Origin of the sequence: Gluconobacter frateurii, assembly GCF_002723955.1 — a bacterium.
GTDB lineage: Bacteria > Pseudomonadota > Alphaproteobacteria > Acetobacterales > Acetobacteraceae > Gluconobacter > Gluconobacter frateurii.
The window spans coordinates 71,916-96,772 of the sequence record NZ_BEWN01000005.1 but is presented as its reverse complement, the minus strand read 5'-3'; the positions used below and the strand labels follow the sequence as shown (position 1 = coordinate 96,772).

The following is a 24,857-nucleotide window of genomic DNA, read 5'->3' as shown; positions in this document are numbered from 1 at the left end:
GCTCAGGCTCCTGCGTTCGTGCTGTTGGCGGCGCGACGGTCCATGACCGCGACGAAACGCTCGAAAAGATAGAAACTGTCAGACGGGCCAGGGCTGGCCTCGGGGTGATACTGAACGGAGAAGGCGTCCTTGGTGGTGGAAGCAATGCCTTCGTTGGAGCCGTCAAACAGGCTCACATGCGTCACCTTCACATCGGCGGGCAGGGACTTCTCATCCACGGCGAAGCCATGGTTCTGGCTGGTGATTTCCACGCGGCCGCTTTCGATGTCTTTGACCGGCTGGTTGGCGCCGCGATGGCCACGATCCAGCTTGTAGGTCTTGCCGCCGAGAGCCTGTGCGAGAAGCTGGTGGCCCAGGCAGATGCCGAAAACTGGCACGTTGGCGTCCAGAACGCTCTTGATGGCCGGGACGGCATAGGTGCCGGTCGCTGCCGGATCGCCCGGGCCGTTGGACAGGAACACGCCTTCGGGCTTCAGTTCCAGAATTTCCTCAGCTGTAGCTGTCGCGGGCAGAACCGTGACGTCACAACCGGCGGTCACGAGGCAGCGGAGGATGTTGTCCTTGGCGCCGTAATCCATGGCGACCACGCGGCGGCGGTTCTCGGTACGGGTCGGTCGGGTGCTTTCCCACACGCCTTCCGTCCAGACGCGCTTCGGCTGCGTGACCTCTTTGGCGAGATCCATGCCTTCGAGGCCAGGCCACTGACGGGCGCGGTTCAACAGGCTGTCGGTGTCGATCCGACCGTTTGCTGGAAAGGCAAGGATGGCAGTTTGGGGGCCATTATCCCGCAGGGAGCGGGTGACGGCGCGGGTGTCGACGCCGCTGATACCCGCACGGCCGTGCTGCTTCAGCCAGCCGTCGAGGGATTCCATGGAGCGCCAGCTTGCCGGAGCGGTGACGTCTTCCTTCACGACGGCGCCAAGAGCGGCCATTTTGGGCGCTTCATTGTCGTCCGTGTTCGTACCGACATTGCCGATATGCGGGAAGGTAAAGGTGACGATCTGCCCAGCGAAAGACGGGTCTGTCAGGGTTTCCTGATAGCCGGTCATGCCGGTGGAGAAGCAGAGTTCACCAACGGCGCCATCGGTATGGGCGCCGAAGCCTCGGCCCCACAGGACCGTGCCATCTGCAAGGACAAGGGCGGCATTGGCGCCGGCAGGGCAGGAATTGGACACGTCCGTCTCTCTTTCTTGCGGGGTTTCAGCGGAAGTCAGGTCCTGGAGTTCGATTCCGGGAACGCGCAGCAACGCGGGCCAGTGCTTGGTCGGCACGGTTCGCGACTGACGCCATTTGCGGACGGCCTCAAGGCCGACGCCGGCAAGAGCGGCGATCTCATCCGCGCCTCCGGCTTTTTCGATGATTCTGTCGATGTCCATGGTCGCCCGTTCCTGGCTCCGTGTTCACTTTCAGGTCTGATAAGCGATTGAGGCGCGCATGGGAAGTTTTTTCCCAAGTGATTCTCGGTAAGGAAAGGTGGTGTGGGAAAAAACTTCCCTTATCAGGCCTTCCATTGTTGGAAGCCTGCTTTTGTGCGAGTCTGCGGCCATGAATTGATACGAGGCTTTCGGGCCTCTGAACAGATGGGAGAAGGCGCATGTCACTTCGCACACAGATCATGGACGATCTCAAGGCCGCAATGAAGGCCGGCCAGTCCGAAAAGGTAGCGCAGATCCGAGGCATCACTGCAAAGCTCAAGGATCTCGAGGTTGCGGCTCGCGCCAAGAGTGGAGAAGTGACGGAAGCGGAAATGATTTCTGCCCTGCGCTCCATGATCAAGTCCCGCACAGAGTCTGCCGCCATGTATCGTCAGGGTGGTCGTCCGGAGCTTGCCGAGAAGGAAGAGGGCGAGATCGCTACGATCCAGTCCTATCTGCCGCCTGAACTGGATGAGGGCACGCTGAAAGCTGCCATTGATGAGGCTGTAACGGCTGTTGGTGCAGGGGGTATGAAGGATATGGGCAAGGTCATGGCGGCTCTTAGGGAGCGTTTCGGTTCCGATCTTGATCCGGCCAAGGCCAGCGGGTTGGTGAAGGCTCGTCTCTCCGCCTGATATGACGAGATAAGTTGAATTGGAAAAACCGCCCTTCAGGGCGGTTTTTTTATGCAATTATGCCTTTGAATCCGTTTGGCATAAAATGTTCCTGTTTAATTAACGTATCATTAAAGCTCATTTGATAGATATCGCCCCTCTACCTTGTCAGAGGCCCGTTTCTGAACCTGGCCGTGAGATGTGAGCGAGAAGCAAGATGCTGCAGTGGATAGAACAGACCGCGTATGTTCGGCAGAAGCTTCGTGTCATCATTGGCGCATTGCTGGTTCTGTCGCTCGTACAGGTAATGGTTGATCAGATCTGTCTGCGTTATCTGTCTGGTCTTCAGGATGTGCAGGTTATCGCGCCGGTTGCGGGTGTGGCCCTCCAGATTGTTCTGACGCTGCTGCTTGGTCGCTTCACCATCAAAATCGTTGCGGTCCCGTTTGAAAAAATCACAGCTGTAACAGAGAAGGTTGCAGGTGGTGCAACGGAAGTGGCGGTTCCTTTCCTGCATCACCGAGACTGTGCGGGGCGGTTGGCACGCTCTCTTCAGGCGTTTCTGAAAAACAGTGAAGAGCGCATTGCCTATCAGAAGCTGGCAGCTGTGGAAGCTCAGCAGGCTACGGAAGCGGAACGGCGGTTTTCGGGTGAGAGCGAACGTATTCGTCAAATTCAGGACAATACCATTGAGGCCATCTGCGCGGGGATGGATGTTGTAAAATCTGGCAACCTGACATTTACCTTTAGCAAGCCTTTCCAGGATCGCTTCGAAGACTTCCGACAGAACTTCAACACGATGATCCGAGCGTATCGGGCCGCTTTGGAAAAAATTTCGGATGGCACATCCGTTATTGCGAGCGGAACGGGAGAAATTTCCGCAGCGTCTGGTGATCTCGCCAATCGTACAGAACGGCAGGCGACCCGGTTGGCAGAGTCCGCGTCGTCCATCAACAATATTACCCTGACAGTACGTGAGACGGCCAAGGCATCCCAGAAAGCCAGAGAAACGGCTATGGGAACGCGAGAGCAGGCGCTATCGGTTTCGGATGTCATGCGTTCAGCTAACGATGCCATGGGAGCGCTTCGTACGTCTTCCCGCCGGATTGAGTCCATTATCGGACTCATTGAGGAAATGGCGTTTCAGACGAACCTTCTATCCCTGAATGCTGGGATAGAAGCCGCCAGGGCAGGGGATGCGGGGCGAGGTTTCAATGTTGTTGCAATGGAGATCCGTGCACTTGCGCAGAGATCTGCCCAGTCCGCCCGGGAAATTCAGGGCATCATCGGGGCGTCCGTCAAGCAGGTGGAAGAGGGAGTTCATCTGGTGGGAGAAGCTGACAAGGCCATGCATCTCATCAACGACCACATTGATGGCATTACCTCAGTGCTGCAGGACATCTCTCGTTCAACTGCGGATGAAGCCGCAAGTCTTGAGACGATCAACACGGCGATCCGGGAAATGGACCAGATGACGCAACACAATGCGGCCATGGTGGAACAGGTGACGTCCGCCTGTCGTAATCTGCGTCAGGAAGCGTCTGATCTGGCGAAAGAGGTCAAGCAATTCACCTTTCGTACTTCGCTCAAGGCAATCGTCTGAGAAATGAAAGTGGGAAAGTTTGACACGGGACCTTCAACCTCTCCAAGCTAAAGACTGTTTCGCATCATGAGGCCAGAATGTCCGCAGGCAGTTCCGTAAAAGTCGTTTTCATCGCGTTGGGCGTGAATTTGGGTATCGCCTGCGTGAAGGGCGCAGCTGCATTGCTGACAGGCTCCGCTGCCATGCTGGCGGAGACCGTTCATTCCTTTGTCGACTGTGGAAACCAGCTTCTTCTGCTGGTGGGTATGAAACGGGCGGGTGCGCCTGCCACGAAACAGCATCCTCTTGGTCATCACCGGGAGCTGTATTTCTGGACGATGGTGGTTGCCGGAGCCCTGTTTGTGGGTGGTGGCGTGGCCTCTCTTTATGAGGGGTGGGAAAAAGTTATGCACCCGTCCGAAATGCAGCCTGTCCAGATCCTTGGGCATGTATTTCCGGGCTGGTGGATGAACGTCGCCATTCTGGCTATTTCGGGAAGTATGGAGGGATACGGTTTCATTGCAGCTGTGAAATCCCTGCCACGCAAAGAGGGTGTTTCCCTTTGGAACATCATTCGCCGGAGTGTGGACCCGGGCCTGTTTGTCGTTCTGTTTGAGGATGGTGCCGCGCTGGTCAGCCTTGTTATTGCACTCGTCTTCACTCTGCTGTCCGTGGTGACAGGTCTTCACGTTCTGGACGGTGTGGCGTCTCTGCTGATTGGTGTGGTTCTGGTTGTTGTCGCCGGGCTTCTGACTAACGAGACGCGCTCTCTGCTGGTCGGCGAGAGTAATCCCGATATTGATGCTTTTGTTCGGGCAGAAGCGGCCAAATTGCCGGGTGTGGTTGGGGTCAATGAAGTTGTGACGGAAACCCGCGGTCCGGAGAGCACGATTGTGCTGGTGTCGCTCGACTGGAATGACGCGATCCCTGCTGGCGATGTAGAGCGCGGAGTGTCGTTACTCGAAAAGACGACGCGGACACGTTACCCGTCTGTATTGCGCATGTATGTCGAGGCGCAGGATCGACGGGATGGGGTTCCGGCACCTCTAAGCTGATTACGGAATGAGGACGGCAGCGCCCTCAAAGCGGCCATGGCGCAGATCATCCAGAGCCTGATTGGCGTTCTTGAGAGTGTAAGGCGTATTCGTCACCTTTATGCCGATCTCCGGTGCCAGTTTCAGAAAATCCAGCCCGTCCTGCCGGGTCAGATTGGCAACGGAGACGATTTCGCGTTCTTCCCAGAGTGTATCGTAGGAGAAGGACGGGATCGGGCTCATGTGGATGCCGCCACACACGACCTTCCCACCCTTGCGGACGGCTTTCAGTCCGGCGGGAACCAATGCGCCGACAGGGGCAAATAGAATGACAGCGTCAAGCGGTTCGGGGGGAAGTTCGTCTGAACCGCCTGCCCACACGGCACCAAGGGAGCGGGCAAATGCCTGCTTCTCTGTGTCTCCGGGGGATGTGAAGGCATAAACCTCGCGTCCCTGCCAGCGCAGCACCTGAATGATGATGTGAGCGGCGGCTCCGAAGCCATACAGGCCGATCTTTTTGCCGTCTCCAGCTTTGCTGAGACAGCGCCAGCCGATCAGTCCGGCGCAGAGGAGTGGGGCGAGGTCCTTGTCTTCCCCTTTGTCACCCATGGGAAAGGCGTATCGGGCATCGGCGACGGTCATAGTCGCGTAGCCGCCATTGCGGGTGAAGCCTGTGAAAAGAGGATGGTCGCAGAGATTTTCCATCCCGTGGGTGCAGTAATAGCAATGCCCACAGGTATGGCCGAGCCATGGGATACCGACCCGTTCCCCCACATTCAGGCTTGTAACGTTGCTTCCGAGCTTGTCGATACGGCCAACAATTTCATGTCCGGGAATGATGGGAAGAGTGGGGTTGGCGAGTTCGCCGTCCACGACATGCAGGTCTGTCCGGCAGACGCCGCAGGCCCCGATACGGATACGGATTTCGTCCGGTCCGGGTTCGGGGTCTGGCAGCTCCACCCATTCCAGAGGCTGGTGGTGTTGGCGGAGCTGCATGGCAAACATGGCGTGTGCTTTCTAAAGTCTCAGGTGTCTTGTCTCAGGACCGGAAATCCAGGACCGTACGGCCCTGAAGGCGGCCGTTCTTGAGGTTGTCGAAGATCGTGTTGATGTTCTCGATCTTGTCTGCCGTTACGACGGACTTGACCTTGCCGCGGGCGAAGAAATCCATGGCTTCGATCATGTCCAGCCGTGTGCCGACAATGGAGCCACGAATGGTCGTGCCGTTCATGACCATATCGAAGATCGACACCGGGAAGTCTCCGGGTGGCAGGCCATTCAGAACAATTGTGCCGCCACGACGGGCATAACCCATGGCCTGCGAGAACGCGGTGCGGCCCACAGCCGTAACGAGAGCACCGTGAGCGCCGCCGACTTCCTGCTGGATGAAGGCTGCCGGGTCCTTGTCCTTGGCATTGACGGTCAGGGCAGCACCAAGCTTTTTGGCTGTGGCGAGCTTGTCGTCATCAATATCGACGGCCACGACATTCATGCCCATGGCAACCGCGTATTGAACGGCCATCTGACCCAGACCGCCAACGCCCGAAATGGCCATCCACTGACCGGGGCGTGCCTCGGTCATCTTCAGACCCTTATAAACGGTCAGGCCAGCGCAAAGGACGGGCGCTGCCTGTAGGGCATCAATGTTGCTGGGCAGATGGGCGACATAGTTCGGATCTGCGACAACATATTCGGCGAAGCAGCCATTGACCGTGTAACCGGTGTCGTCCTGCTCTTTGCATAGCGTTTCCCAGCCGCCGAGGCAGTGTTCGCAGTGTCCGCAGGCAGAGTAGAGCCAGGGCACGCCGACTACGTCGCCGACCTTGACGTGATTGACCTGACTGCCCACTGCCACGATATGGCCGATGCCTTCATGGCCCGGGATGAACGGTGGGTTCGGTTTTGCAGGCCAGTCACCCTCTGCGGCATGCAGGTCGGTGTGGCAGACGCCGCAGGTGTCGACTTTCACGAGGATCTGGTTTGGCCGGATCTCGGGAATGGGAAGCCTCTCGACAGAGAGAGGCTTTCCGAACTCGCGGACGACGGCGGCCAGCATTGTATCAGCCATGAGAGTGTCTCCTTGAGAACTGGTTTACGATGTGCCGAGAGCCTTGACGGCTTCGACCATCTTGCTGAGGACGGCCTGCGCATCGCCGAAGACCATGGCGCAGTTGTCCTGGAAGAAGAGCGGGTTCTGAACAGCGGAGTAACCCATGCCCATGCCACGCTTGATGACAAAGACCTGACGGGCCTGATCGGCATTGAGGATTGGCATGCCATAGATCGGGGAGGACTTATCTGTCCTGGCAGACGGGTTCACCACGTCGTTGGCGCCAATGATGAGGGCGACATCCGTGTCAGCGAAGCTGTCGTTGATGTCTTCCATGTCATAGATCATGTCGTACGGGACGCCGGCTTCGGCGAGCAGCACGTTCATGTGGCCTGGCATACGGCCGGCGACCGGATGGATGGCGAACTTGACGTCCACGCCTGCGGCCTGAAGCTGCTTGACGAAGTCGTAAAGCTTGCCCTGAGCCTGAGCAACGGCCAGACCGTAACCCGGAACAATGATGACAGACGAAGCATAGCGCATTGTCGTGGCAGCATCGCCTGGAGCAACGGACTTGGCTTCTTTCTGCGGGCCTGTGGCCGTGGAGGCAGAGGCTTCACCAAAGTTGCTGAACAGCACGTTGGAAATGGAGCGGTTCATGCCCTTGGCCATCATGACCGTCAGCAGCGTACCGGCAGAACCCACGACCATACCGGCAATCATCAGAGCCGGATCGGCCATGACATAGCCTTCGAGACCCACAGCCAGACCCGTGAAGGCGTTGTACAGCGAAATCACGACCGGCATGTCTGCGCCGCCGATGGGGATCGTCATGCAGATGCCAGCCAGCAGGGCGCCGATGAAGAACAGCAGCGTGGCGATACCGCCGCCATCCTGATGGTACAGGAAGGCTGCCATGATCCCGAGCAGGACGGTCAGCATGAAGACGGCAGCATTAACGATACGCTGCCCACCGAAGCGGATCGGCTTGTTCATCCGGCCATCGAGTTTGGCCCAGGCAATGATGGAGCCCGACAGGGACATGCTACCGATCAGGCCACCAGCGACGGTGACGAGAAGAGGAACAATGCCTGTCTCCTTCGGGCCGGTCAGGGCAATGACGGAGACTGCCGCGGCAGCGCCGCCACCCATGCCGTTGAAGAGGGCGACCATCTGCGGCATGGCCGTCATGGCAACGCTGCGGCCTTTCCAGCCAGCCCAGCCACCGCCGATGACGAGGCCAAGAATAGCCAGAATGACGTTGACGACCAGATGTGGTTTGGCGGCTTCAGAAACACTGAAAATGCCGAGGAAGCTGGCTGCGGTGACGAACAGCATACCCCAGCCTGCCGTCACAATGCCGGAAACGGCCGTAACGGGAGAGGACATGCGCTTGAGGCCATAGACCAGCAGGCCGGAGGCGATAAGGGCGCTGATGGCAACGATATATTCGAGGAGGATCATTTCTGTGCTCCCTTCTGCGGAGCAGCTTTGTCGCTGGGCTTGAACATGGCCAGCATCCGGTCTGTCACGACGTAACCGCCGACAACGTTACCAGCACCCATCATGACGCCGAGGAAGCCGACAACCTGTTCGAGCACGGAAGAGGCGTTGAACAGGGCTGTCAGCGCACCCACGACCACGATGCCGTGCACGAAGTTCGAGCCGGACATCAGCGGTGTGTGCAGAATGGATGGCACACGGCTGATGACCTCGTAGCCCGTGAAGGCGGCGAGCATGAAGATGTAAAGCGCGATGATGAATGTCATTGCGGTGATCATCGTGCGGCCTCCTGTCCTGAAGCCTGTGCCGGTGCGGCGGGGGCGGCAGCCGGGGCAGGGGGTTGTGGTGCTGGTGGCGCCGGGGAATTCGGATCGACGGCTGTGCGGATGCCTTCGTTCGTGATGTAGCCATCATGAGTGAGGGCGGTGCCGGAAATGACTTCATCGGTGAAATCCAGCTGGATCTGACCATCCTTGGTCAGGATCTGCTGGAGCAGATGCATGATGTTCTTGGAATAAAGTTCACTGGCCTGAAGGGCGAGCATGGACGGAACATTGACGGGGCCGACAATCGTCGTCGGGCCAACCTGTACGATCTGGCCAGCCTGTGTACCCTCACAGTTACCGCCACCTTCTGCACCAAGGTCGATGATGACGGAGCCGGGTTTCATGGCCTTGATCTGTTCGGCATCAATCAGGCGCGGAGCCTTCTTGCCGGGGACGGCTGCCGTGGTGACGATCAGGTCGGCGCGGGCGATGTGATCGCTGATGGCCTTGCGGACTGTCTGCTTTTCTTCATCCGTCAGTTCCCGGGCATAACCGCCCTTGCCGGTGGCATCCACGCCGGTATCGACGAATTTGGCACCGAGAGACTGTGCTTCTTCGCGTGTTTCGGGGCGGACGTCATAGCCTTCCGTGACCGCACCAAGGCGCTTGGCTGTCGCGAGGGCCTGTAGACCGGCGACACCAAGTCCCATGACCAAAACCTGTGCTGCCCGCAGGGAGCCGACGGCGGTGGTCATCATGGGAAGGATCTTGGTCATGTGCACGGACCCGAGCAGGACGGCGTAATAGCCGGCAAGGGTCGCCTGACTGGACAGGGCGTCCATGGCCTGGGCGCGGGAAATGCGGGGAACCAGCTCCATGGCGAAGCAGGTCACTTTCTGGTCCCGCAGGGCCTTGACCAGATCAGGGTGGTTCCGACCGTAGATGAAGGACACCAGAATGGCGCCGGGCTTCATGGCCTGAACGGTTTCAATGGTAGGAGGCTAAACGGCGAGAACAATGTCCGCGTCGCCTAGCAGGGCCTTCCGATCCGTTGAAAGGGTTACGTCTTTGTAGGTTTCATCCGGGTAGGAAGAGGCGACACCGGCCCCGTTTTCCATCGCGAAAGAGACGCCGAGGCTGCTGAGGCGCTCGACAACCTGCGGGATCAGGGCGACGCGGCGTTCGCCACCTTCGTCCTGTTCTTTTAGTACCGTGATTTTTACGGTCATAGGTTGAAATCCTGCGTCTTTAATCTTTTGTGGAGGCGCGACTCATCCACCCCAATAAAGGGACGCAGGGGCCTGCACCTCATTCGACTGCCATATTGACGCTATATTTGCGCCTCTTCCATTGATGGGTGTCAAAAGAAAAAAATTTCTTCTGTTTGTCATATTGTAATCGTTTCCAGATCGGGAAAATGGCTACGATTGTTTCGAAAATGGGTATTTGCTGTTCAGGTTTTCTTTAACTCAGGGACGTTGTGGGAAGAGTGGATTTTCCCGCCTCAGGATTGTAAGAGCCTTCTCTCCTGACAGAACTGATCGAAAGGCTCCTGCTGCCCCATGGCATTCGACGCTGCCTTTCTGGACGAACTCCGTAATCGGACGCCCCTGGCCTCCCTGATTGGCCGGCGTAACAAGCTGGTTCGTTCGGGCCGGAACTGGAAAACGTGCTGCCCTTTTCATGGGGAAAAGACGCCGTCTTTCTACGTCTATGACGACCACTTTCACTGTTTCGGCTGTGGTGCGCATGGCGATGCGATTTCGTTTGTCATGCAGAGCGATGGCCGGAGTTTTCCGGAAGCTGTCGAGCAACTGGCGGCGGAAGCGGGGCTTGAAGTTCCGAAGCAGGATCCACGGAGTGAGGCACGTGCGCGGGAAGTCAAATCTCTTGGCGAGGTTCTGTCCCTCGTTCAGGCCAGCTATCGGCGTCGGCTTTCTCTTCCTGAAGGGCGGGAAGGGCTGGCATACCTGCGTGGGCGTGGACTGAGTGACGCAACCATCGAGCGGTTCGGGCTCGGGTGGTCAGGCGATGGGCGGCATCTGGTCGAGGAACTACGTGCCCATGATGTGACGCCTGAGATGCTGGTTCAGGCTGGCATCCTGCGCGTGGATGATCGGGGGCAACCCAAAGGAGAACTGTTTTTCAATCGCGTAACATTTCCGATCCGCGATCGTCGGGGGAAAATAATTTCCTTTGGAGCGCGGACTCTGGGGGAGGGTCAGCCGAAATATCTGAATGGCCCGGAAACGGCGCTCTTTTCCAAACGGCGTACCCTTTACAATCTCGATCTGGCTCGTGAGGCTGTCCACAAAGGGGCTGAGCTGGTTGTGGTGGAAGGCTACATGGATGTCATTGCCCTGGATCAGGCCGGGTTCGGTGGGGCCGTTGCGCCTCTGGGGACTGCGCTTGGAGAAGACCAACTCGATCTTCTGTGGCGGATGTCTCCGTCCCCCATTCTGTGTCTGGATGGTGATGCGGCTGGTGCGCGTGCGGCGCTGCGTGTCTGTGAGGTCGCACTTCCGTTGCTGTCTCCGGAACGGACGCTTCGGTTCTGTCGCCTTGATCCGAAGGATGACCCAGACAGTCTGATCCGCTCTCGGGGAGCCGGAGCGATGGGGGAGGCTCTTTCAGGTGCGACCTCCCTGGCAACGGAGCTGTTTGGCCTGATGACGGGGAACATGTCGGACCCCGGTCCCGATCAGCGGGCAGCACTCCGTGAAAAGCTGGTGGCTCTTTCAAAGCTTATCCCGGATCGTGCTCTCTCGTCTGAGTATCGCAGCACGTTCCTGGATATGTTCTTTGCGCGTTTCAGGCGTGGAGGAAGCGGGAAAAAGCCGTTTCAGAAGAAAGGCGCGCCGCTTCCTCTGTCGACGCAGGCTCCGGGCGAAATGCGTCACATCGAGCAGGGAAGTGTTGAGCGGCTTAATATTCTTACAGCGATGCTTCTGCGGTATCCGGACATCCTCCCCGAAGTGGAGCAGGCCTATAGCAGTCTGGCGCTTCCCGGTGATCTGGATCGGATTCGCTCGGCTCTTCTGGACTGGACCTGTCAGGACGAGGATCTGACGGAAGAGAACTGTCAGCGCTGGATTGAGGATCATGGTCTGACGGATATCGCTGCCGCCGTTACAGAAAGTCCCATGCCGCGCGAAGTAGGGCTTGGAAAAGACCGGGACGATGTTCTCAAGGTCGATGTCGTGGAGAGCTGGTGGCACTTTTACGGGCTTGTAAATTTTCGCAATTTCGAGCGCGAAGTGGCCAATGACATTCAGGCAACCATTATGCAGGTTTATTCTGGCGGGGGCGACGGAGACGCCTCTTTCCCGGAAAGTCTGCTGGCTCGGATGAGGGTTCTGGAAGCCTTGCGACGGGGTGAGGATGTGGAAGAAGAAGGCTGAAAAAGGTCGGCGCTAACGTTTTTTCTTGCGGTGAAGTTGCATTCTTTTTCGTCTAAACCTTGACTTACCGCTCAGGATCGACCACCTGCACGCTGCCGAATTGCTTGCTTTCGGTGGAGTTGAGGGAGAGACGCATGGCGACGAAAACAGCCTCTGGTACGGATCGGAACGCGCAGGAACAGGAGGGGGATGCCACTCTTCTTGATACGCAGTCCGCTGCCGTAAAGCGGCTGATCGCCAAAGGGCGTGAGCGTGGCCACATCACGTTTGACGAGCTGAACGCCGTTCTGCCGCAGGACCAGATGTCCTCCGAGCAGATCGAAGACGTGATGGCAGCTCTGTCGGAAATGGGCATCCAGGTTCTGGAAAACGAAGAGCAGGACGACGCAGAGCCTGCTCAGGAAGAAGCCAAGGAAGAGGCTGAGGAGTCTGACGAGCCACAGGGTGGTAATGTCGACGCTGAAGCTGCCAGCCGGACGGATGATCCGGTTCGCATGTATCTTCGCGAGATGGGCTCGGTTGAGCTTCTGTCCCGTGAAGGCGAAATTGCGATTGCCAAGCGTATCGAGGCTGGTCGGGACGAGATGATTGGTGGGCTGTGCGAAAGCCCGCTGACGATCCGTGCCATCATTTCCTGGCATGAGCGCCTCAAGGATGGCGAAATGCTGCTTCGTGACATCGTGGATCTGGAGGCCAGCCAGGCTGGTGAGCCAGGACCCGAGGGCGAGGAAGGGGAAGAGGGCGAAGAGCCGGCTGACGACGACGCGAGCGATGACGACACCGAAGAAGGTGATGGCGAGCAGCAGGAAGGCAGCGGTCTGTCCCTGTCCGCTCTGGAAGAGAAGCTGAAGCCGGAAATTCTGGCGCGCTTTGAAGCCATTGAGCCGCTGTATCACAAGCTTCGTCAGTTGCAGGTCAAGCGCCTTGAAGCCCTGACGGCAGGTGAAGAATCAACAGATAAATCCGAGCAGGTTTACGAAGAGCTGCGCCGTGAGCTGGTCAGTCTGGTTGAGCAGGTTCATCTGCATAACAACCGGATCGAGGAACTGGTCGCACAGATCAAGGTCCATGTTCAGCGTCTGAACAATCTTGAAGGCCGGATGCTGCGGCTTGCAGAAAGCTGCAAAATCACACGTGATGACTTCCTGCTGAAGTATCGTAACCGCGAGATGGATCCGACCTGGATCGACTTCATCTGCACTCTGCCGGGTAAGGGCTGGAAAACGCTGACGACGCGGCATCTGGAGCAGCTTCGGAGCCTGCGTGCAGAACTGTCCGCGCTGGCGCATGAGACAGGTCTGCCGGTTGGCGAATTCCGCCGTGTGTATGCGACCATTTCCCGTGGTGAGCGTGATTCCACGCGTGCCAAGAAGGAAATGATCGAGGCCAACCTGCGTCTCGTGATCTCGATTGCCAAGAAGTACACGAACCGTGGTCTGCAGTTCCTGGATCTGATTCAGGAAGGTAACATCGGTCTGATGAAGGCCGTGGACAAATTCGAGTACCGTCGCGGTTACAAGTTCTCGACCTACGCTACCTGGTGGATCCGTCAGGCGATCACGCGTTCCATCGCGGATCAGGCCAAGACGATCCGTATTCCGGTGCACATGATCGAGACGATCAACAAGCTGGTGCGCACGTCCCGGCAGATGCTGCATGAGATCGGGCGTGAGCCTGCTCCGGAAGAGCTGGCTGAGAAGCTCGGCATGCCGCTGGAGAAGGTTCGGAAGGTCCTGAAGATCGCCAAGGAGCCGATTTCCCTTGAAACGCCGATTGGCGACGAGGAAGACAGCCATCTTGGTGACTTCATCGAGGACAAGACGGCCGTTATTCCGTTGGATGCCGCAATCCAGACGAACCTGCGTGAAGCGACGACCCGTGTTCTGGCGTCCCTGACGCCGCGTGAAGAGCGCGTGCTTCGTATGCGCTTTGGCATTGGTATGAACACGGACCACACGCTTGAGGAAGTTGGGCAGCAGTTCAACGTGACCCGTGAGCGTATCCGTCAGATCGAAGCGAAGGCGCTTCGCAAGCTCAAGCACCCGAGCCGTAGCCGCAAGCTGCGGTCCTTCCTCGACGATAACTGATCGTCAAGGTTATGTTACCGGACTGGCTCAGTCCAAAGGGGGCATCTACCCGACTTGAGGTGGATGTCACTTTTCTGGAGACGCGCACCTCCCGTGCGTCTCCAGTGCTTCCGGATGGTTTGTCCCTTGAACGGGTTCTGCCACCGGCTCTCACGCTTTATCGCCAGCTCTACCGCGATGTCGGAGAAGATTATTGCTGGTGGATGCGCCGTCCGATGCCGGACGAGCAGCTCGCTGAAATCCTGCATGATCCGTTGGTTTATTTCATGGTGCTCAAGGATGCTGCCGGTGTAGCTCTGGGGTTCTATGAGCTGGATCTGAGGGATCACGGGGATGCCAATCTGGCTTATTTCGGTCTGGTCCCTGCGGCTATCGGGCGGCGGCTGGGCCAAGTTCTGCTGGATTGCGCGGTTTCCCAAGCATTTGATGCAGGAAGCTGGCGGCTCCGGGTGAATACCTGCACCCTCGATCATCCACGCGCGCTCAGCAATTACCAGAAGGGCGGCTTTGTGATCCGGCATGTCGTGCAGGAAGTCTGGGATGTGCCAGACGAATACCTGCCGCCGAGACTGCGTCGACTCTGAGTTTATCCTTGATTTTCGAAGGTCTGCGTGATTAATGCAGCCTTTCCCTGCCGGGCGATGTGGCGTCGCGCCGGCTATACCCACGCTTTCCTCAAGATTGCACTGTCTCCGGCACGGGCTGGACCAGTTGGGTTGACCTCATCCGAAGGGAGTTTTCATGCCACTGTACGAAAGCGTGCTTATTGCACGTAACGATGTGTCCCAGGCACAGGTCGAGAGCCTGGTCGAGACCATTGAAGCCCTGCTGACCGAGCATGGTGGTTCCATCCAGAAGCGCGAATTCTGGGGCCTCCGTTCGCTCGCATATCGCATCAAGAAGAACCGTAAGGGCCATTATGTCCTGCTCGGTATCGACTGCACCCCTGACACGCTGCGTGAACTTGAGCGCCAGCTCGGTCTGAACGAAGACGTGCTGCGCGTTCTGACGCTGCGCGTTGACGAGATCGACGAGAACCCGTCCCCGGTTCTGGCGCGCAAGAACGACGACCGTGGCGAGCGTGGCGGTTTCCGTGGCGGCTCCAAGCCGGCTGGCCGTTTCGAGAGCGGCCGTGGCGGCCCGCGTCGTGGTGGTGAAGACCGCGAAGAGTATCGTGCACGCGGCGAGCATGAAGATGCTCGTGAGGCGGCTGGAGCGGAGTAAGAAACATGTCCGAGACAACCACCCCCGAAGTGAACCCGGCTACCCGTCGTACCGCAGTTGGTGCACGTCGCCCGTTCTACCGTCGTCGCAAGTCCTGCCCGTTCTCCGGCCCGAATGCGCCGAAGATCGACTACAAGGACGTGCGTCTGCTGAGCCGCTTCCTTTCCGAGCGCGGCAAGATCGTGCCGAGCCGCATCACGGCCGTTTCGGCCAAGAAGCAGCGTGAGCTGGCGCAGGCTATCAAGCGTGCCCGCTTCCTTGCCCTGCTCCCCTACGTCGTGAGCTGAGGAGAGCACCATGTCCCAGACCGCACTGATCCTGCTCCAGCGGGTCGAGCATCTCGGCCAGATGGGTGATCTTGTCCAAGTGAAGCCGGGTTACGCACGTAACTTCCTGCTTCCGCAGGGCAAGGCCATGCGTGCCACGGCTGCAAACCGCAAGCGTTTCGACACGGAACGTGCGCAGCTTGAAGCCCTGAACATCAAGAAGCGTGAAGAAGCCGAGCGTCTTGCCGAGCGTATGGACAGCCTTTCGGTTGTTATCATCCGCCAGGCCAGCGACAGCGGCAGCCTGTACGGTTCCGTCAGCACGCGCGATATCGCCGTTGCTGCTACGGACGCCGGCCTGACGATCGCTCGTCAGCAGGTTGTTCTGGCTCACCCGATCAAGGTCCTTGGCCTGACGGAAGCCCGCATCGTGCTGCACCCGGAAGTGTCCATTCCGCTGACAGTCAACGTTGCACGTTCTGCTGAAGAAGCTGAGCGCCAGGCCCGCGGCGAAGCCGTTGGCGTGGAAGAAGAGGATGAGAACATCCTCGGCGAACTGCAGGCAGAGAACGCAGCTGAAGAAGCTGCTGCCGAAGCTGCAGCCACGGAAGAAGCCGAAGGCTGATTTCGCTGGCATAGCCAAAACAGAGAACCCGGCCGGGTATTCCCGTGCCGGGTTTTTTGTTGTCTGCTCTCCTCGCCAGAAAACTGGTAGCCATGTCATGCTTTGTCATGACGCGCGTGAACAGGAGGGAGACAGGTGTGAAGCCCATTCTCGATTTCGTTCTGAAGAAATTCATTCAGGTAGGGACGCTTCGCGTCACGTTCAGTGACGGTACGAGCCATACCTACAAAGGCACCAAGCCCGGCCTTGAAGCAGGGCTTCATTTGAAAACAAAAAAAGCTGAGCGGTCTCTGGTCATTAATTCAGGACTCGCTTTTGGTGAAGAATACATGGCGGACGAGCTGTGTCCCGAAGGATGCACGCTTGAAACGCTCATGCAGGTTCTGATGGCCAATATCATGGAAGGCGGCCATGTTTTTGAAGAAATCGAAGATCGGCTCCGATATTTTTCTCGTCCTCTCAAGGGACTGAATTCCCTTAAAAGATCACGTCGAAATGTTGCCCATCATTATGATTTGAATGGCCGTCTTTACGATCTTTTTCTGGATAAGGACCGTCAGTATTCCTGTGCTTATTTCGCTCATGAGGACATGACCCTCGAAGAGGCCCAGGCTGCGAAGAAACGGCATATTGCCTCCAAGCTCAGACTTGATCGACCAGGGCTTGAAGTTCTTGATATCGGGTGTGGATGGGGCGGATTGGCCCTGACGCTTGCCAAAGATTACGGTGCGACTGTTGTCGGCATTACTCTCTCGAAAGAACAGCTTGAGGAGGCGCGAAGGCGCGTCAGGGCAGAAGGGCTTGAAGGGCAGGTCCGCTTTGAACTTATGGACTATCGGAATGTCCATCATGAGTTTGATCGCGTGGTATCGGTCGGAATGTTCGAGCATGTGGGAAAGCCGCAGTTCGAGCGGTATTTCCAAGGAATTAAAGATTGTCTGAAGCCCGAGGGGGTGGCGCTGATTCATTCGATTGGCCGAACAGACGGTCCGGGAACGACCAATGCATGGCTTCAGAAATATATTTTCCCCGGTGGGTATTCTCCTGCCCTGAGTGAGACATTGGCAGCAGTAGAGCGGTCAGGACTGTGGGTAACGGACTGCGAGATCCTGCGCCTGCATTATGCCAAAACCATCGCAGAGTGGCGCAAGCGGTTTGATGCGAACCGTCAGAAGATCATCGAGCTTTATGATGAGCGATTTGTTCGGATGTTCGAACTTTATCTGATTGGAAGCGAACTGGCGTTTCGGGTGCAGGGGCATATGAATTTTCAGATTCAGCTGACACGATCTGTAGACGCTTTACCGCTCACGCGGGATTATATGTATGAGACGGAGCATAACGGCTCCGAGCCCTGACCTCTGGATTAAGGTTCTGGCGTATAGCGAAAGCAGGATGGGTCATGGTCGTGCACCAGACCCACTGCCTGCATCCAGGCATATACGATCACCGGTCCTACAAACCGGAAGCCGCGTGATTTCAGTTCTTTTGAAATTTTTACGGATAACGGAGACTGGGTCAGGACCGTTCCGCTAGGGTTGTGAATTGGTGCGTCAGGAACGAGTTTCGAGATGAAATCCGCAAAATCCTCGCCATTGTCTCGCATGGCAAGGTAGGCGCGGGCATTCCCGATAGCCGCTACAATTTTGGCACGGGCACGAATAATGCCTTCATCCTGCATCAGCCGATCGACATCTGCATCTGTAAACCGGGCAATTTTTTTCGGATCAAAGCCTTCGAAAGCGCGTCGAAATCCTTCCCGACGTCGCAGGACGATCAGCCATGACAATCCGGCCTGGAAGCTTTCAAGAACAAGCGTTTCCCAGAGAAGGCGGCTGTCCCGAACACGAACACCCCATTCTTCGTCATGGTATTGACGCAGAAGGGGGTCAGTCATGGCCCAGCGGCAACGTGCCGGGGCTGTTTCAGGAACGGGAGCGGGCAAGATGGAGTTCCGCGAGACGGGCGAACTCTGCGACTGAGAGTGTCTCCGCACGTCGGGTCGGGTCAATCCCCGCCTCCCCGAGAAGTGCCTCGCCGCCAATGGATTTGAGTGAAGACCGCAGCATCTTGCGACGTTGCCCAAAAGCCGCTGCCGTGACCCGTTCCATGGCTCGGAAAAGCGCTGGCTCAGGCTGCTCCGCATGTGGGATCAGCACTGCGACGGCAGAATGTACTTTTGGCGGTGGTGAGAAGGCCCCTGGGGGAATACGCAGCGCCACAGAGCACGACGCACACCACTGGGCCAGAACGGCCAGTCGGCCATAAGTGGACGTATCAGGCGCTGCGCAAATACGTTCTGCCACCTCCAACTGGAACATCAGAGACAGACGTTCCCACGACGCAGCCTGTTTTAGCCAGCCGACAAGGAGAGGGGTTGCAACGTTATAGGGCAGGTTGGCGATGATCTGACGGGGGGCGGGCGCAAGGCTCGCTGCATCCAGCTTCAGAGCATCCTGACGGACGACGTGCAGGCGATCTGGGTAGTGCTCTGCCAGTTCGTCCAGCAGGGGCCAGGCTCGCTCGTCAATTTCAACGGCATCGACACGGGCTGCCGGGCTTTCAAGCAGGGCGCGGGTCAGGCCACCGGGACCCGGACCGATTTCCACAACGCTTCGGCCGGTCAGGTCCCCACCGAGGGAAACAATCCGGGCACAGATGCCCGGATCGAGAAGGAAGTGCTGACCGAGAGACTTCTTGGCATCCAGACCGTGAGCCTGAATGGTGTCTTTAAGAGAAGGAAGGCTCACGTTAGTTCAGGGCCGGCTTTGCGGCAGGACGAATATCGATAATGGAGCGGCGTTGCAGATCCCGCTGAAGCTGGCGGGATGCCTGTTCCACCCGTTCGTTCATGAGCTGATCGGCGATTTCGCCGGGTGTCTGCTGGGCCAGATTTTTCTGCTGGCGGTCGCAGACCATGAGCAGGGCAATGCCATCCATCGATACAAGGGGACGGCTGACCTTGTTGGCAGGCAGAGGCTCGATAACGGACCGCATCTGCGGAGCAAGACGCTCCAGAACCTGCGTTCCCGGATTGCTGGGGCGTTTTTCTCCCAGAGACTTGTTGAGTGCTTCCATCGCGTCGCAGCTATGGATGGTCTCGATAGCGTGGGTCGCCTTCTGGAGAGACGCCTGCTGCTGCGGTGTCGGGTTCTGTGGGTTCAGGGGCGCGTCAAACGGGAAGAACGCCTGGCGTAGAGAAACAAGCGTTCCCATCTGCTTGCCAACCACGCGCTTGGCCTGAACGGTTGCGATCACGAAGCCGCCGGCGACCTGAATAGGGTTGGAAATGGCGCCAATAGGCATCTGCCGCACGACATTGACCACTTCCGGGTCAAGATTATCTTCCTGAACCCACCCCATGGATCCACCATCAAGGGCGGACTGTGCCTGCGAGAACTGTGCGGCGACGATCGGGAAGGGCGCACCTTCCCGGAGTTGCGAAATGATGGTGCGGGTGAACGTCAGTTCGTTTTCGTCATGGCGGGGATCAGCCACGGGAACGAAAATTTCGCTCATCATGTACTGAGCGCGACCCTGCTCAGCCTGAAGGGCCTGTTCACGCTGGGCGATTTGGGTCGCTGTAATACGGCCGCCTTCCCCCAGCTGTTCACGCAGAACCTGCATCCAGCCGATCTGAACACGGATCTGGTCGATCAGGGTGGTGAGGGAAACGCCATCGGACGCCAGGCGGTTACGCAGGGCATCCTTGGGCATGCCGTTGCGCTGTTCAATATTGCTGATGGCACCGGCGATCTGCTCCGGTTCGACATTGATATGCCGCTTCAGCATTTCCTGCGTTTTCAGGCGTTCATCGATCAGCTGATGGATGATCTGCCCGCGCATGCGGTTCATGACATCCGGGCTGACAGGCAGTCCGGTGGAGAGTACGAACAGCTTTGCCCGGTTGTCCACATCACGCTGCGTCAGGACCTGACCGTTGATGACGGCGAGGATCTGGTCTTCCGGAGGTGGTTTGGCAGGAGCTGCGGCTTTCTGGGAAGCACTCTTGTGCGTGGGAGCCGTGTGAGCCAGGGCGGCAGGCGCTGCGACAGAGAGGGCCAGCAGGGCAGCCAGGGCCTTGGGGGCGGTGCGTTGGGTCTTGGACATGCTCAGCCGTTAATTCCGAAGGTGCCGATCGTTTTGAACGTGAAGTTGAACATCACTGTGGTGTTCCGCTGCTCGCCGCCGATCCGTGTGTATTGCTTGATATACATGATATCCAGCCCGAAACAGTCGTTGGAATAGCCAATATCCCCGCCGTTTGCGACGAACTGTTTCCGGGACAGGCTGCGACGGAAGAAGCCGGACGCATGATACTGGCGCCAGTGCGTCCATACGCCACCAGTAATTTCATTCGTTTTCACTGCGTAAGGCGAGTTCACGCCATTCGTACGATAATCCGTGGCGTAGTAATAATATGGGGTGACAGGCTCATAGATGTAGCCAGCCGTAAAGCGGAGGGCAGGGATACCCGTGCTCAGCAGGCCTTCGCCATAATCAAGCTGGTGGGTCCAGGGATTGTAGCGTCCACGTGCTGTGACATCGACATACTGGTTCGGCGAAACCCGCAGTCGTGCAACGGGGTCGGACAGGTGATGGTCCAGTCCTGAATAGGGGATGCGATTATGGGTGATATGTTCCTGAACGCTTTCGCCCACGAGCATGTCGATCGTATGACCGTTCCACATCCAGCTCTGGTGAACGCCGACATTGGCGCGCAGGCCGCCATCAAGACGGTCCGTGCCGGTGTAGCGATTCAGCGAGAAGAGGGTTGTATCCGTGAACTCGTAGGACAAACTGTCTTCATTGGGCATGTAGCTGTTGGACGAGTTGCCGGTATTGGGGGCTGCGATCGCCTGTACGATGGGTTCGAAGATCTGTGAGCCACGTCCATGGGCGAAGGATCGCAGGAAGGGCCAGTTCATTTTTACGGCGACTGTCGGCAGGACCTGTCCCGTAAACTTCGTACCCATGGCCGTGTAATATAGAGGTTGCTGATACGTCCGGGTGGCACGGTAGATGTTAGAGTCCAGACGTGCCGTCACAAGCCACTGTTGACCAAGGCTGTTATGGAATGGTCGATCCCACTGCATCTGGAGCTGACCGCGCTGATCGGACACGCCGTTAACACGATAGACATCAAAATCCGTTGTGTTCAGGCTGAAACGGCCGCCGAGGGCATCCGGTTGTCCCTGAAAAGCATAGGTGAAGCGGGGGAGGACCCAGGGAAGGTCTGAGTTCTGAATGACGCCCTGGTTCAGACCTTGATAGGCCTGTGCATCAACGCGGGCGTAGGATCCGGTGCCGTATCCTTCAAGAAAGACATTCGAATTCAGCATTTCCGAACCGTAGCCCGGGACGCGATAGTCACGCATGTAGTTAGCGGATGTCGCGAGATTGATGTTTGCACCGACCAGCCAGTTCTGGCTGAGGGAGAAGTTACCCTGTCCGAAAATATATCCCTGCAGGCCGTATTCGCCGGAGGAATTGACGTTGTTCCCGAAGGTGTTGACGTAACGGCTTTCCCGGTTGGTATCGAACGCACCGCCTGCCGTGATGTCCAGCATTCCGAAGTTAAAGCGGTTGCGGTACTGCGCTGTAACTTCCGGTCCCGTTTTGGTGGAGGCGAGGCCGCGGACGGTCAGATCCTGATGTTCGTCGATTGCCCAGAAATAAGGGAGCGTGAAGTATGTGCCGAGATATCTGTCATGCGGGCTGATGCCAGCCATCAGGAAGCCGCTCTGGCGTTTGACGGAGGGATCGCTCATTGAGAAGAACGGGAAATAGAATACCGGAAGCCCCAGCATTTTCAGCCATGCGTGATCAAATTCGATCCGTTTGTGCTGGGTATCCTGCGTCGCACCGTAGGCCTGGAACTGCCAGAATGGCGGGGCATCCGGTCGCTTCGCACAGATTTCGCAAGCTGTATAAACGGCATGTGACAGGTCGTTGATGAGGCCGTTCGTGCGACGCATACCGTTGCCGGCCAGCTTCGCATTGTCCTGCATCTTCATGAAGATCGAGGTGCCGATCCCATCATGCATGCCATGGCTGAATTCCATGTAGTTGGCATAGGTGGTGCTGCCATCCGGCTCCATGATAGCGACGTGACCCGTCGCCGCCAGAACGCCGGTATTCCGGTCATAAGTAATTTTGTCGGCACGAAGCGCATGATCGCCCTGCCAGATCCGGACATTGCCTTCCCATGTGACCAGACCGTTCTTGGCGTAGCTTTCGCTATCGGCGAGATAGGTCAGGGGATCACGCTCGGACGTAGGTTTTCCAATAACGATGATGTGCGAGTTATCGCGCTGCATCGTGTTGGCGAACATGTCCTGCGGCGCCACGAGCGCTGTTCCCGTCAGGGCGGCGCTTGCAAGGGAAACGTACCTGCGAGCGCGTTTAGGGAGCCACCGGGGCACCGACATCAACCATCCTCCATGTGCAGCAAAAGCGCGACCGCAAGACAAAGTCCTGCGCCCGTAGGTGCCCATGCTGCAAGAACCGGTGGCAATGCACCGGATTCACCAAACTGTTCAGCCACTTTCGAGATGGTGAAGAGTGCAAAACCTGCAGCAATTCCCGATCCCAGCATCCGGGCTACCCCGCCGCGCCGTGCCGGGCGCATCGAAAACCCTGCCGATACCAATGCCATTGTACCAGCAAGGATGGGAAGAGCCAGAAGCGATTGGAAATGTAACCTGTGACGGATCGATGGGAAACCCGAGTGCTCCAGCAGACGAATAAACCCAGGTAATGCAAAGACTGAGAGCGTATCGGGAGACGCAAAACTCTCCTGAACACGGCTGACAGTCAGATCGGACGGAAGGGTCAGGGCGCCGATTTTCTGAGGCATATGATCGGGTTTCAGAAGCGCCGAATCATTGAGGTGCCATTCCTGATTGGCGAGAACCCCCGTGGGTGATTCAACTCGGATAATCAGACGGTCGCGCTCATCCAGACGAAAAACGGTTACGCCTGAAACTTCCAGAGCGTTTTTGTTAAGACGAACATTCTGTGCGTGCAGGATGGCAACGCCGTGTGGAATGAGGCCTTCATCCGCCTGCCGGAGCCAGAGTTCACCTCCTTGCATCGTCAGGGGGCCGCCCCCGGTGCGCAGATAAGACTGGTCGAGAAATTCTGCTTGTCGGTACATGGTGGATGACAGGGCGGACATGCCTGTGGTCGTGAAAAGGCCGATCAGTATCGCACACGCCAGCGGGCTGGCGAGAAACTGCCATGCGGAAATGCCGGCGGCGCGGGCAACGATCAGTTCCGATGATCTGGTCAGGCGCGAAAAACAGACAATACCGCCAAGAAGAATGCCGAAGGGCAGCACGTAGATGATGTAATACGGGATGTGCAGACCCGCGATTTCCAGAATGAGGCTTGTTGGCACATCCGGCCGGGTTGCGGCGCGGCGAAGCAGATCGATGAAATCGAAGAGCGACACAAGCCCGGTCAGGGCCAGAACCATGGCGAGTGTGTTCAGTGTGAAGTGACGGGCAATATAGATTGCCAGCGTCGTGGAAAAACCGACCTCGGTTTCCTGCGGGCGGAGGGTGTGCAGCAGGGTGGAGAACCAGCCGCGCCGACTATAGAACATGCGCTTCATGAAGACTGTTTCGCCTGCCGGGATGTGCCCGTCCATTGTTCAGCAAACAGCAGGGCTGCACAGATGAGACTGGGAAGAAGGGCTACAGCCCAGATGAGGGGAACCAGTGCAAGGTTTCGACCTGCAAGGTTCTGAAGCATGAGCGTCAGCGCCTGGAGGCCAACCACGGTCAGGATGGCTGTCATGGGGCGGGTGATGTTTCCGTGACGGGAGAAGGCACCCCGCAGAACTGCGACTAGCCCGATCATGGCAAAAGACAGCACGGTCAGCGGTGCAGTCAGGCGATGCCAGCCTTCCACTGCGAATTTGCCGCGATCACGCTCTGAAACTTCAGCGGGATTGGGATGAAAGAGTTCGTGCAGGGGCATTTCCGCCGCATCCCGTTCTTCATGATTGTTCTGACGGGAAGAAGCGAGATCAATGGTATTCCGACCGAATGTCAGGACATTCAGGCGCCCGGTATGGCGATCGATTTCTTCGCGGGAGCCATTATAGAGCACGACACGGGGCTTGTCGTTAACGGTCACGATGGTGCCACGTTCGGCCAGAATGGTCGTATGGGCATCTGGATCGCGATCATCTTCCACAAGCACGCCATGAAGCAGGCCGTTGGCGTCTCGTGAACGCACATAGACGGTCATGTCACCCGACACCTTTGTGAAGACGCCGTCCTGCAAAAGAAAGGCTGCCATCTGGTTGCGGATCTGGAACTCGTATCGATGAAACGCATGGTACGACACGGGAGCCAGCCAGAGCGTCAGCACATAGCAAAGCACAACAGAGGTCACGCCGCAGATCATGCCAGGGCGCGCCAGTTCAAGCGGCGAAAGGCCGGCAGCGCGCATGACGGTCAGTTCACGGTCTCCAGACATGCGCTGATAGGTAAACAGCACCACAAGAAAAGTGGTGATCGGCAAGATGACCGCGACGAACGATGGTAGCATCAGGGACGTCAACTGCAGGAAAACGCGCAGTGACAAACCGTGCTGGACGATCATGGAGACGAAATGCAGCGATTGCGTCAGCCAGATGAGAGCAACTGCACCGCCGGTCAGGGCAAGCAGTGCGACCAGAAGCTGTCGAAGGACATAGCGATCGATAAGGGGCAACAGATGTCGCCCTGAAGTGCCGGGGGAAGAGGCCATGGCCCTTCGTGTATCCTTAGCCTGTGA

General features: G+C 57.7%; 21 protein-coding genes and 1 pseudogene. 10 read left to right on the top strand and 12 right to left on the bottom strand.

The window, feature by feature from the left end; all coding sequences use genetic code 11:
- Positions 1–2 precede the first annotated feature (2 nt).
- A complete protein-coding gene (gene carA, locus GFR01_RS13250) occupies positions 3–1,376 on the bottom strand; it encodes a glutamine-hydrolyzing carbamoyl-phosphate synthase small subunit (RefSeq protein WP_099182851.1) in 1,374 nt (457 codons plus the stop codon).
- 218 nt (positions 1,377–1,594) lie between these two features.
- On the opposite strand from carA, the gene GFR01_RS13245 reads away from it, so the two are divergent.
- The 3 genes from GFR01_RS13245 to GFR01_RS13235 all read left to right on the top strand — a co-directional run bounded on the left by GFR01_RS13245 (position 1,595) and on the right by GFR01_RS13235 (position 4,666).
- The gene (locus tag GFR01_RS13245) at positions 1,595–2,050 is read left to right on the top strand and encodes a GatB/YqeY domain-containing protein (RefSeq protein ID WP_063905337.1); all 456 of its coding nucleotides are present in this window, start codon (positions 1,595–1,597) and stop codon (positions 2,048–2,050) included.
- A 196-nt stretch (positions 2,051–2,246) separates the two neighbouring features.
- Positions 2,247–3,632: a methyl-accepting chemotaxis protein gene (locus GFR01_RS13240; protein WP_099182850.1), complete on the top strand. Its 1,386-nt coding sequence runs from the start codon at positions 2,247–2,249 to the stop codon at positions 3,630–3,632.
- Positions 3,633–3,709: 77 nt separating this feature from the next.
- Complete coding sequence (locus GFR01_RS13235) at positions 3,710–4,666, top strand: cation diffusion facilitator family transporter (protein WP_099182849.1); 957 nt, start codon at positions 3,710–3,712, stop codon at positions 4,664–4,666.
- Here the strand turns inward: GFR01_RS13235 and GFR01_RS13230 are convergent, their stop codons facing one another.
- The 5 genes and pseudogenes from GFR01_RS13230 to GFR01_RS13210 all read right to left on the bottom strand — a co-directional run bounded on the left by GFR01_RS13230 (position 4,667) and on the right by GFR01_RS13210 (position 9,693).
- Positions 4,667–5,650, bottom strand: coding sequence for a zinc-dependent alcohol dehydrogenase family protein (locus GFR01_RS13230; RefSeq protein ID WP_099182848.1), 984 nt, complete (start codon positions 5,648–5,650; stop codon positions 4,667–4,669). It lies immediately after the preceding gene.
- A gap of 34 nt (positions 5,651–5,684) precedes the next feature.
- On the bottom strand, positions 5,685–6,713 hold the full coding sequence (gene adhP, locus GFR01_RS13225; RefSeq protein WP_099182847.1) for an alcohol dehydrogenase AdhP: 1,029 nt from the start codon (positions 6,711–6,713) through the stop codon (positions 5,685–5,687).
- A gap of 24 nt (positions 6,714–6,737) precedes the next feature.
- Complete coding sequence (locus GFR01_RS13220) at positions 6,738–8,159, bottom strand: NAD(P)(+) transhydrogenase (Re/Si-specific) subunit beta (RefSeq protein WP_099182846.1); 1,422 nt, start codon at positions 8,157–8,159, stop codon at positions 6,738–6,740.
- Positions 8,156–8,476 carry an NAD(P) transhydrogenase subunit alpha gene (locus tag GFR01_RS13215; protein WP_007282792.1) on the bottom strand — a complete coding sequence of 107 codons (321 nt, stop codon included), beginning with the start codon at positions 8,474–8,476 and terminating at the stop codon, positions 8,156–8,158. Before GFR01_RS13215 ends, GFR01_RS13220 begins: the two co-directional genes overlap by 4 nt.
- A pseudogene (locus tag GFR01_RS13210) lies at positions 8,473–9,693 on the bottom strand (NAD(P) transhydrogenase subunit alpha). Before GFR01_RS13210 ends, GFR01_RS13215 begins: the two are co-directional and overlap by 4 nt.
- A gap of 333 nt (positions 9,694–10,026) precedes the next feature.
- Here GFR01_RS13210 and dnaG point away from each other — a divergent pair.
- From dnaG to GFR01_RS13175, 7 genes are all read left to right on the top strand, one after another.
- Entirely contained in the window at positions 10,027–11,865 is a 1,839-nt protein-coding gene (gene dnaG, locus GFR01_RS13205; RefSeq protein WP_099182845.1) for a DNA primase, read from the top strand.
- 134 nt (positions 11,866–11,999) lie between these two features.
- Positions 12,000–13,952, top strand: a complete 1,953-nt coding sequence (gene rpoD, locus GFR01_RS13200) for an RNA polymerase sigma factor RpoD (RefSeq protein ID WP_099182844.1) — start codon at positions 12,000–12,002, stop codon at positions 13,950–13,952.
- An 11-nt stretch (positions 13,953–13,963) separates the two neighbouring features.
- A complete protein-coding gene (locus tag GFR01_RS13195) occupies positions 13,964–14,536 on the top strand; it encodes a GNAT family N-acetyltransferase (RefSeq protein ID WP_244902296.1) in 573 nt (190 codons plus the stop codon).
- Positions 14,537–14,693: 157 nt separating this feature from the next.
- Positions 14,694–15,176, top strand: coding sequence for a 30S ribosomal protein S6 (rpsF, locus tag GFR01_RS13190; RefSeq protein WP_099182843.1), 483 nt, complete (start codon positions 14,694–14,696; stop codon positions 15,174–15,176).
- 5 nt (positions 15,177–15,181) lie between these two features.
- Complete coding sequence (rpsR, locus tag GFR01_RS13185) at positions 15,182–15,463, top strand: 30S ribosomal protein S18 (RefSeq protein WP_007282799.1); 282 nt, start codon at positions 15,182–15,184, stop codon at positions 15,461–15,463.
- Between the two features lie 10 nt (positions 15,464–15,473).
- On the top strand, positions 15,474–16,067 hold the full coding sequence (gene rplI / locus GFR01_RS13180; RefSeq protein ID WP_099182842.1) for a 50S ribosomal protein L9: 594 nt from the start codon (positions 15,474–15,476) through the stop codon (positions 16,065–16,067).
- A gap of 137 nt (positions 16,068–16,204) precedes the next feature.
- Positions 16,205–17,425, top strand: coding sequence for an SAM-dependent methyltransferase (locus tag GFR01_RS13175; RefSeq protein ID WP_174694717.1), 1,221 nt, complete (start codon positions 16,205–16,207; stop codon positions 17,423–17,425).
- A gap of 8 nt (positions 17,426–17,433) precedes the next feature.
- On the opposite strand, the gene GFR01_RS13170 is transcribed toward GFR01_RS13175, so the two are convergent.
- Genes GFR01_RS13170 through lptF form a run of 6 tightly spaced genes read right to left on the bottom strand, consistent with a single transcriptional unit; the run spans position 17,434 to position 24,830 of the window.
- Positions 17,434–17,964, bottom strand: coding sequence for a DNA-3-methyladenine glycosylase I (locus GFR01_RS13170; protein WP_099182840.1), 531 nt, complete (start codon positions 17,962–17,964; stop codon positions 17,434–17,436).
- A gap of 28 nt (positions 17,965–17,992) precedes the next feature.
- Complete coding sequence (rsmA, locus tag GFR01_RS13165; RefSeq protein ID WP_099182839.1) at positions 17,993–18,817, bottom strand: 16S rRNA (adenine(1518)-N(6)/adenine(1519)-N(6))-dimethyltransferase RsmA; 825 nt, start codon at positions 18,815–18,817, stop codon at positions 17,993–17,995.
- A 1-nt stretch (position 18,818) separates the two neighbouring features.
- Positions 18,819–20,177: a peptidylprolyl isomerase gene (locus GFR01_RS13160; protein WP_099182838.1), complete on the bottom strand. Its 1,359-nt coding sequence runs from the start codon at positions 20,175–20,177 to the stop codon at positions 18,819–18,821.
- A gap of 2 nt (positions 20,178–20,179) precedes the next feature.
- Positions 20,180–22,498 (bottom strand): LPS-assembly protein LptD, encoded by a 2,319-nt coding sequence (locus GFR01_RS13155; RefSeq protein ID WP_373317605.1) that lies wholly within the window; start codon positions 22,496–22,498, stop codon positions 20,180–20,182.
- Positions 22,498–23,721 carry an LPS export ABC transporter permease LptG gene (gene lptG / locus GFR01_RS13150; RefSeq protein ID WP_082872777.1) on the bottom strand — a complete coding sequence of 408 codons (1,224 nt, stop codon included), beginning with the start codon at positions 23,719–23,721 and terminating at the stop codon, positions 22,498–22,500. The genes GFR01_RS13155 and lptG overlap by 1 nt, the downstream gene beginning before the upstream one ends.
- Positions 23,682–24,830 carry an LPS export ABC transporter permease LptF gene (lptF, locus tag GFR01_RS13145; RefSeq protein WP_063905348.1) on the bottom strand — a complete coding sequence of 383 codons (1,149 nt, stop codon included), beginning with the start codon at positions 24,828–24,830 and terminating at the stop codon, positions 23,682–23,684. Before lptF ends, lptG begins: the two co-directional genes overlap by 40 nt.
- Positions 24,831–24,857: the final 27 nt, after the last annotated feature.

Excerpts from the sequence above, each read along its gene's own strand:
- GFR01_RS13215 (WP_007282792.1), bottom strand. The coding sequence starts at position 8,476 with ATGATCACCGCAATGACATTCATCATCGCGCTTTACATCTTCATGCTC.
- GFR01_RS13240 (WP_099182850.1), top strand. The coding sequence starts at position 2,247 with ATGCTGCAGTGGATAGAACAGACCGCGTATGTTCGGCAGAAGCTTCGT.
- dnaG (WP_099182845.1), top strand. The coding sequence starts at position 10,027 with ATGGCATTCGACGCTGCCTTTCTGGACGAACTCCGTAATCGGACGCCC.
- GFR01_RS13245 (WP_063905337.1), top strand. The coding sequence starts at position 1,595 with ATGTCACTTCGCACACAGATCATGGACGATCTCAAGGCCGCAATGAAG.
- GFR01_RS13235 (WP_099182849.1), top strand. The coding sequence starts at position 3,710 with ATGTCCGCAGGCAGTTCCGTAAAAGTCGTTTTCATCGCGTTGGGCGTG.
- rpsF (WP_099182843.1), top strand. The coding sequence starts at position 14,694 with ATGCCACTGTACGAAAGCGTGCTTATTGCACGTAACGATGTGTCCCAG.
- lptF (WP_063905348.1), bottom strand. The coding sequence starts at position 24,830 with ATGGCCTCTTCCCCCGGCACTTCAGGGCGACATCTGTTGCCCCTTATC.
- rplI (WP_099182842.1), top strand. The coding sequence starts at position 15,474 with ATGTCCCAGACCGCACTGATCCTGCTCCAGCGGGTCGAGCATCTCGGC.
- adhP (WP_099182847.1), bottom strand. The coding sequence starts at position 6,713 with ATGGCTGATACAATGCTGGCCGCCGTCGTCCGCGAGTTCGGAAAGCCT.
- carA (WP_099182851.1), bottom strand. The coding sequence starts at position 1,376 with ATGGACATCGACAGAATCATCGAAAAAGCCGGAGGCGCGGATGAGATC.
- GFR01_RS13170 (WP_099182840.1), bottom strand. The coding sequence starts at position 17,964 with ATGACTGACCCCCTTCTGCGTCAATACCATGACGAAGAATGGGGTGTT.
- GFR01_RS13230 (WP_099182848.1), bottom strand. The coding sequence starts at position 5,650 with ATGTTTGCCATGCAGCTCCGCCAACACCACCAGCCTCTGGAATGGGTG.
- rpoD (WP_099182844.1), top strand. The coding sequence starts at position 12,000 with ATGGCGACGAAAACAGCCTCTGGTACGGATCGGAACGCGCAGGAACAG.
- GFR01_RS13195 (WP_244902296.1), top strand. The coding sequence starts at position 13,964 with ATGTTACCGGACTGGCTCAGTCCAAAGGGGGCATCTACCCGACTTGAG.
- lptG (WP_082872777.1), bottom strand. The coding sequence starts at position 23,721 with ATGGACGGGCACATCCCGGCAGGCGAAACAGTCTTCATGAAGCGCATG.
- GFR01_RS13220 (WP_099182846.1), bottom strand. The coding sequence starts at position 8,159 with ATGATCCTCCTCGAATATATCGTTGCCATCAGCGCCCTTATCGCCTCC.
- GFR01_RS13155 (WP_373317605.1), bottom strand. The coding sequence starts at position 22,498 with ATGTCGGTGCCCCGGTGGCTCCCTAAACGCGCTCGCAGGTACGTTTCC.
- GFR01_RS13160 (WP_099182838.1), bottom strand. The coding sequence starts at position 20,177 with ATGTCCAAGACCCAACGCACCGCCCCCAAGGCCCTGGCTGCCCTGCTG.
- rpsR (WP_007282799.1), top strand. The coding sequence starts at position 15,182 with ATGTCCGAGACAACCACCCCCGAAGTGAACCCGGCTACCCGTCGTACC.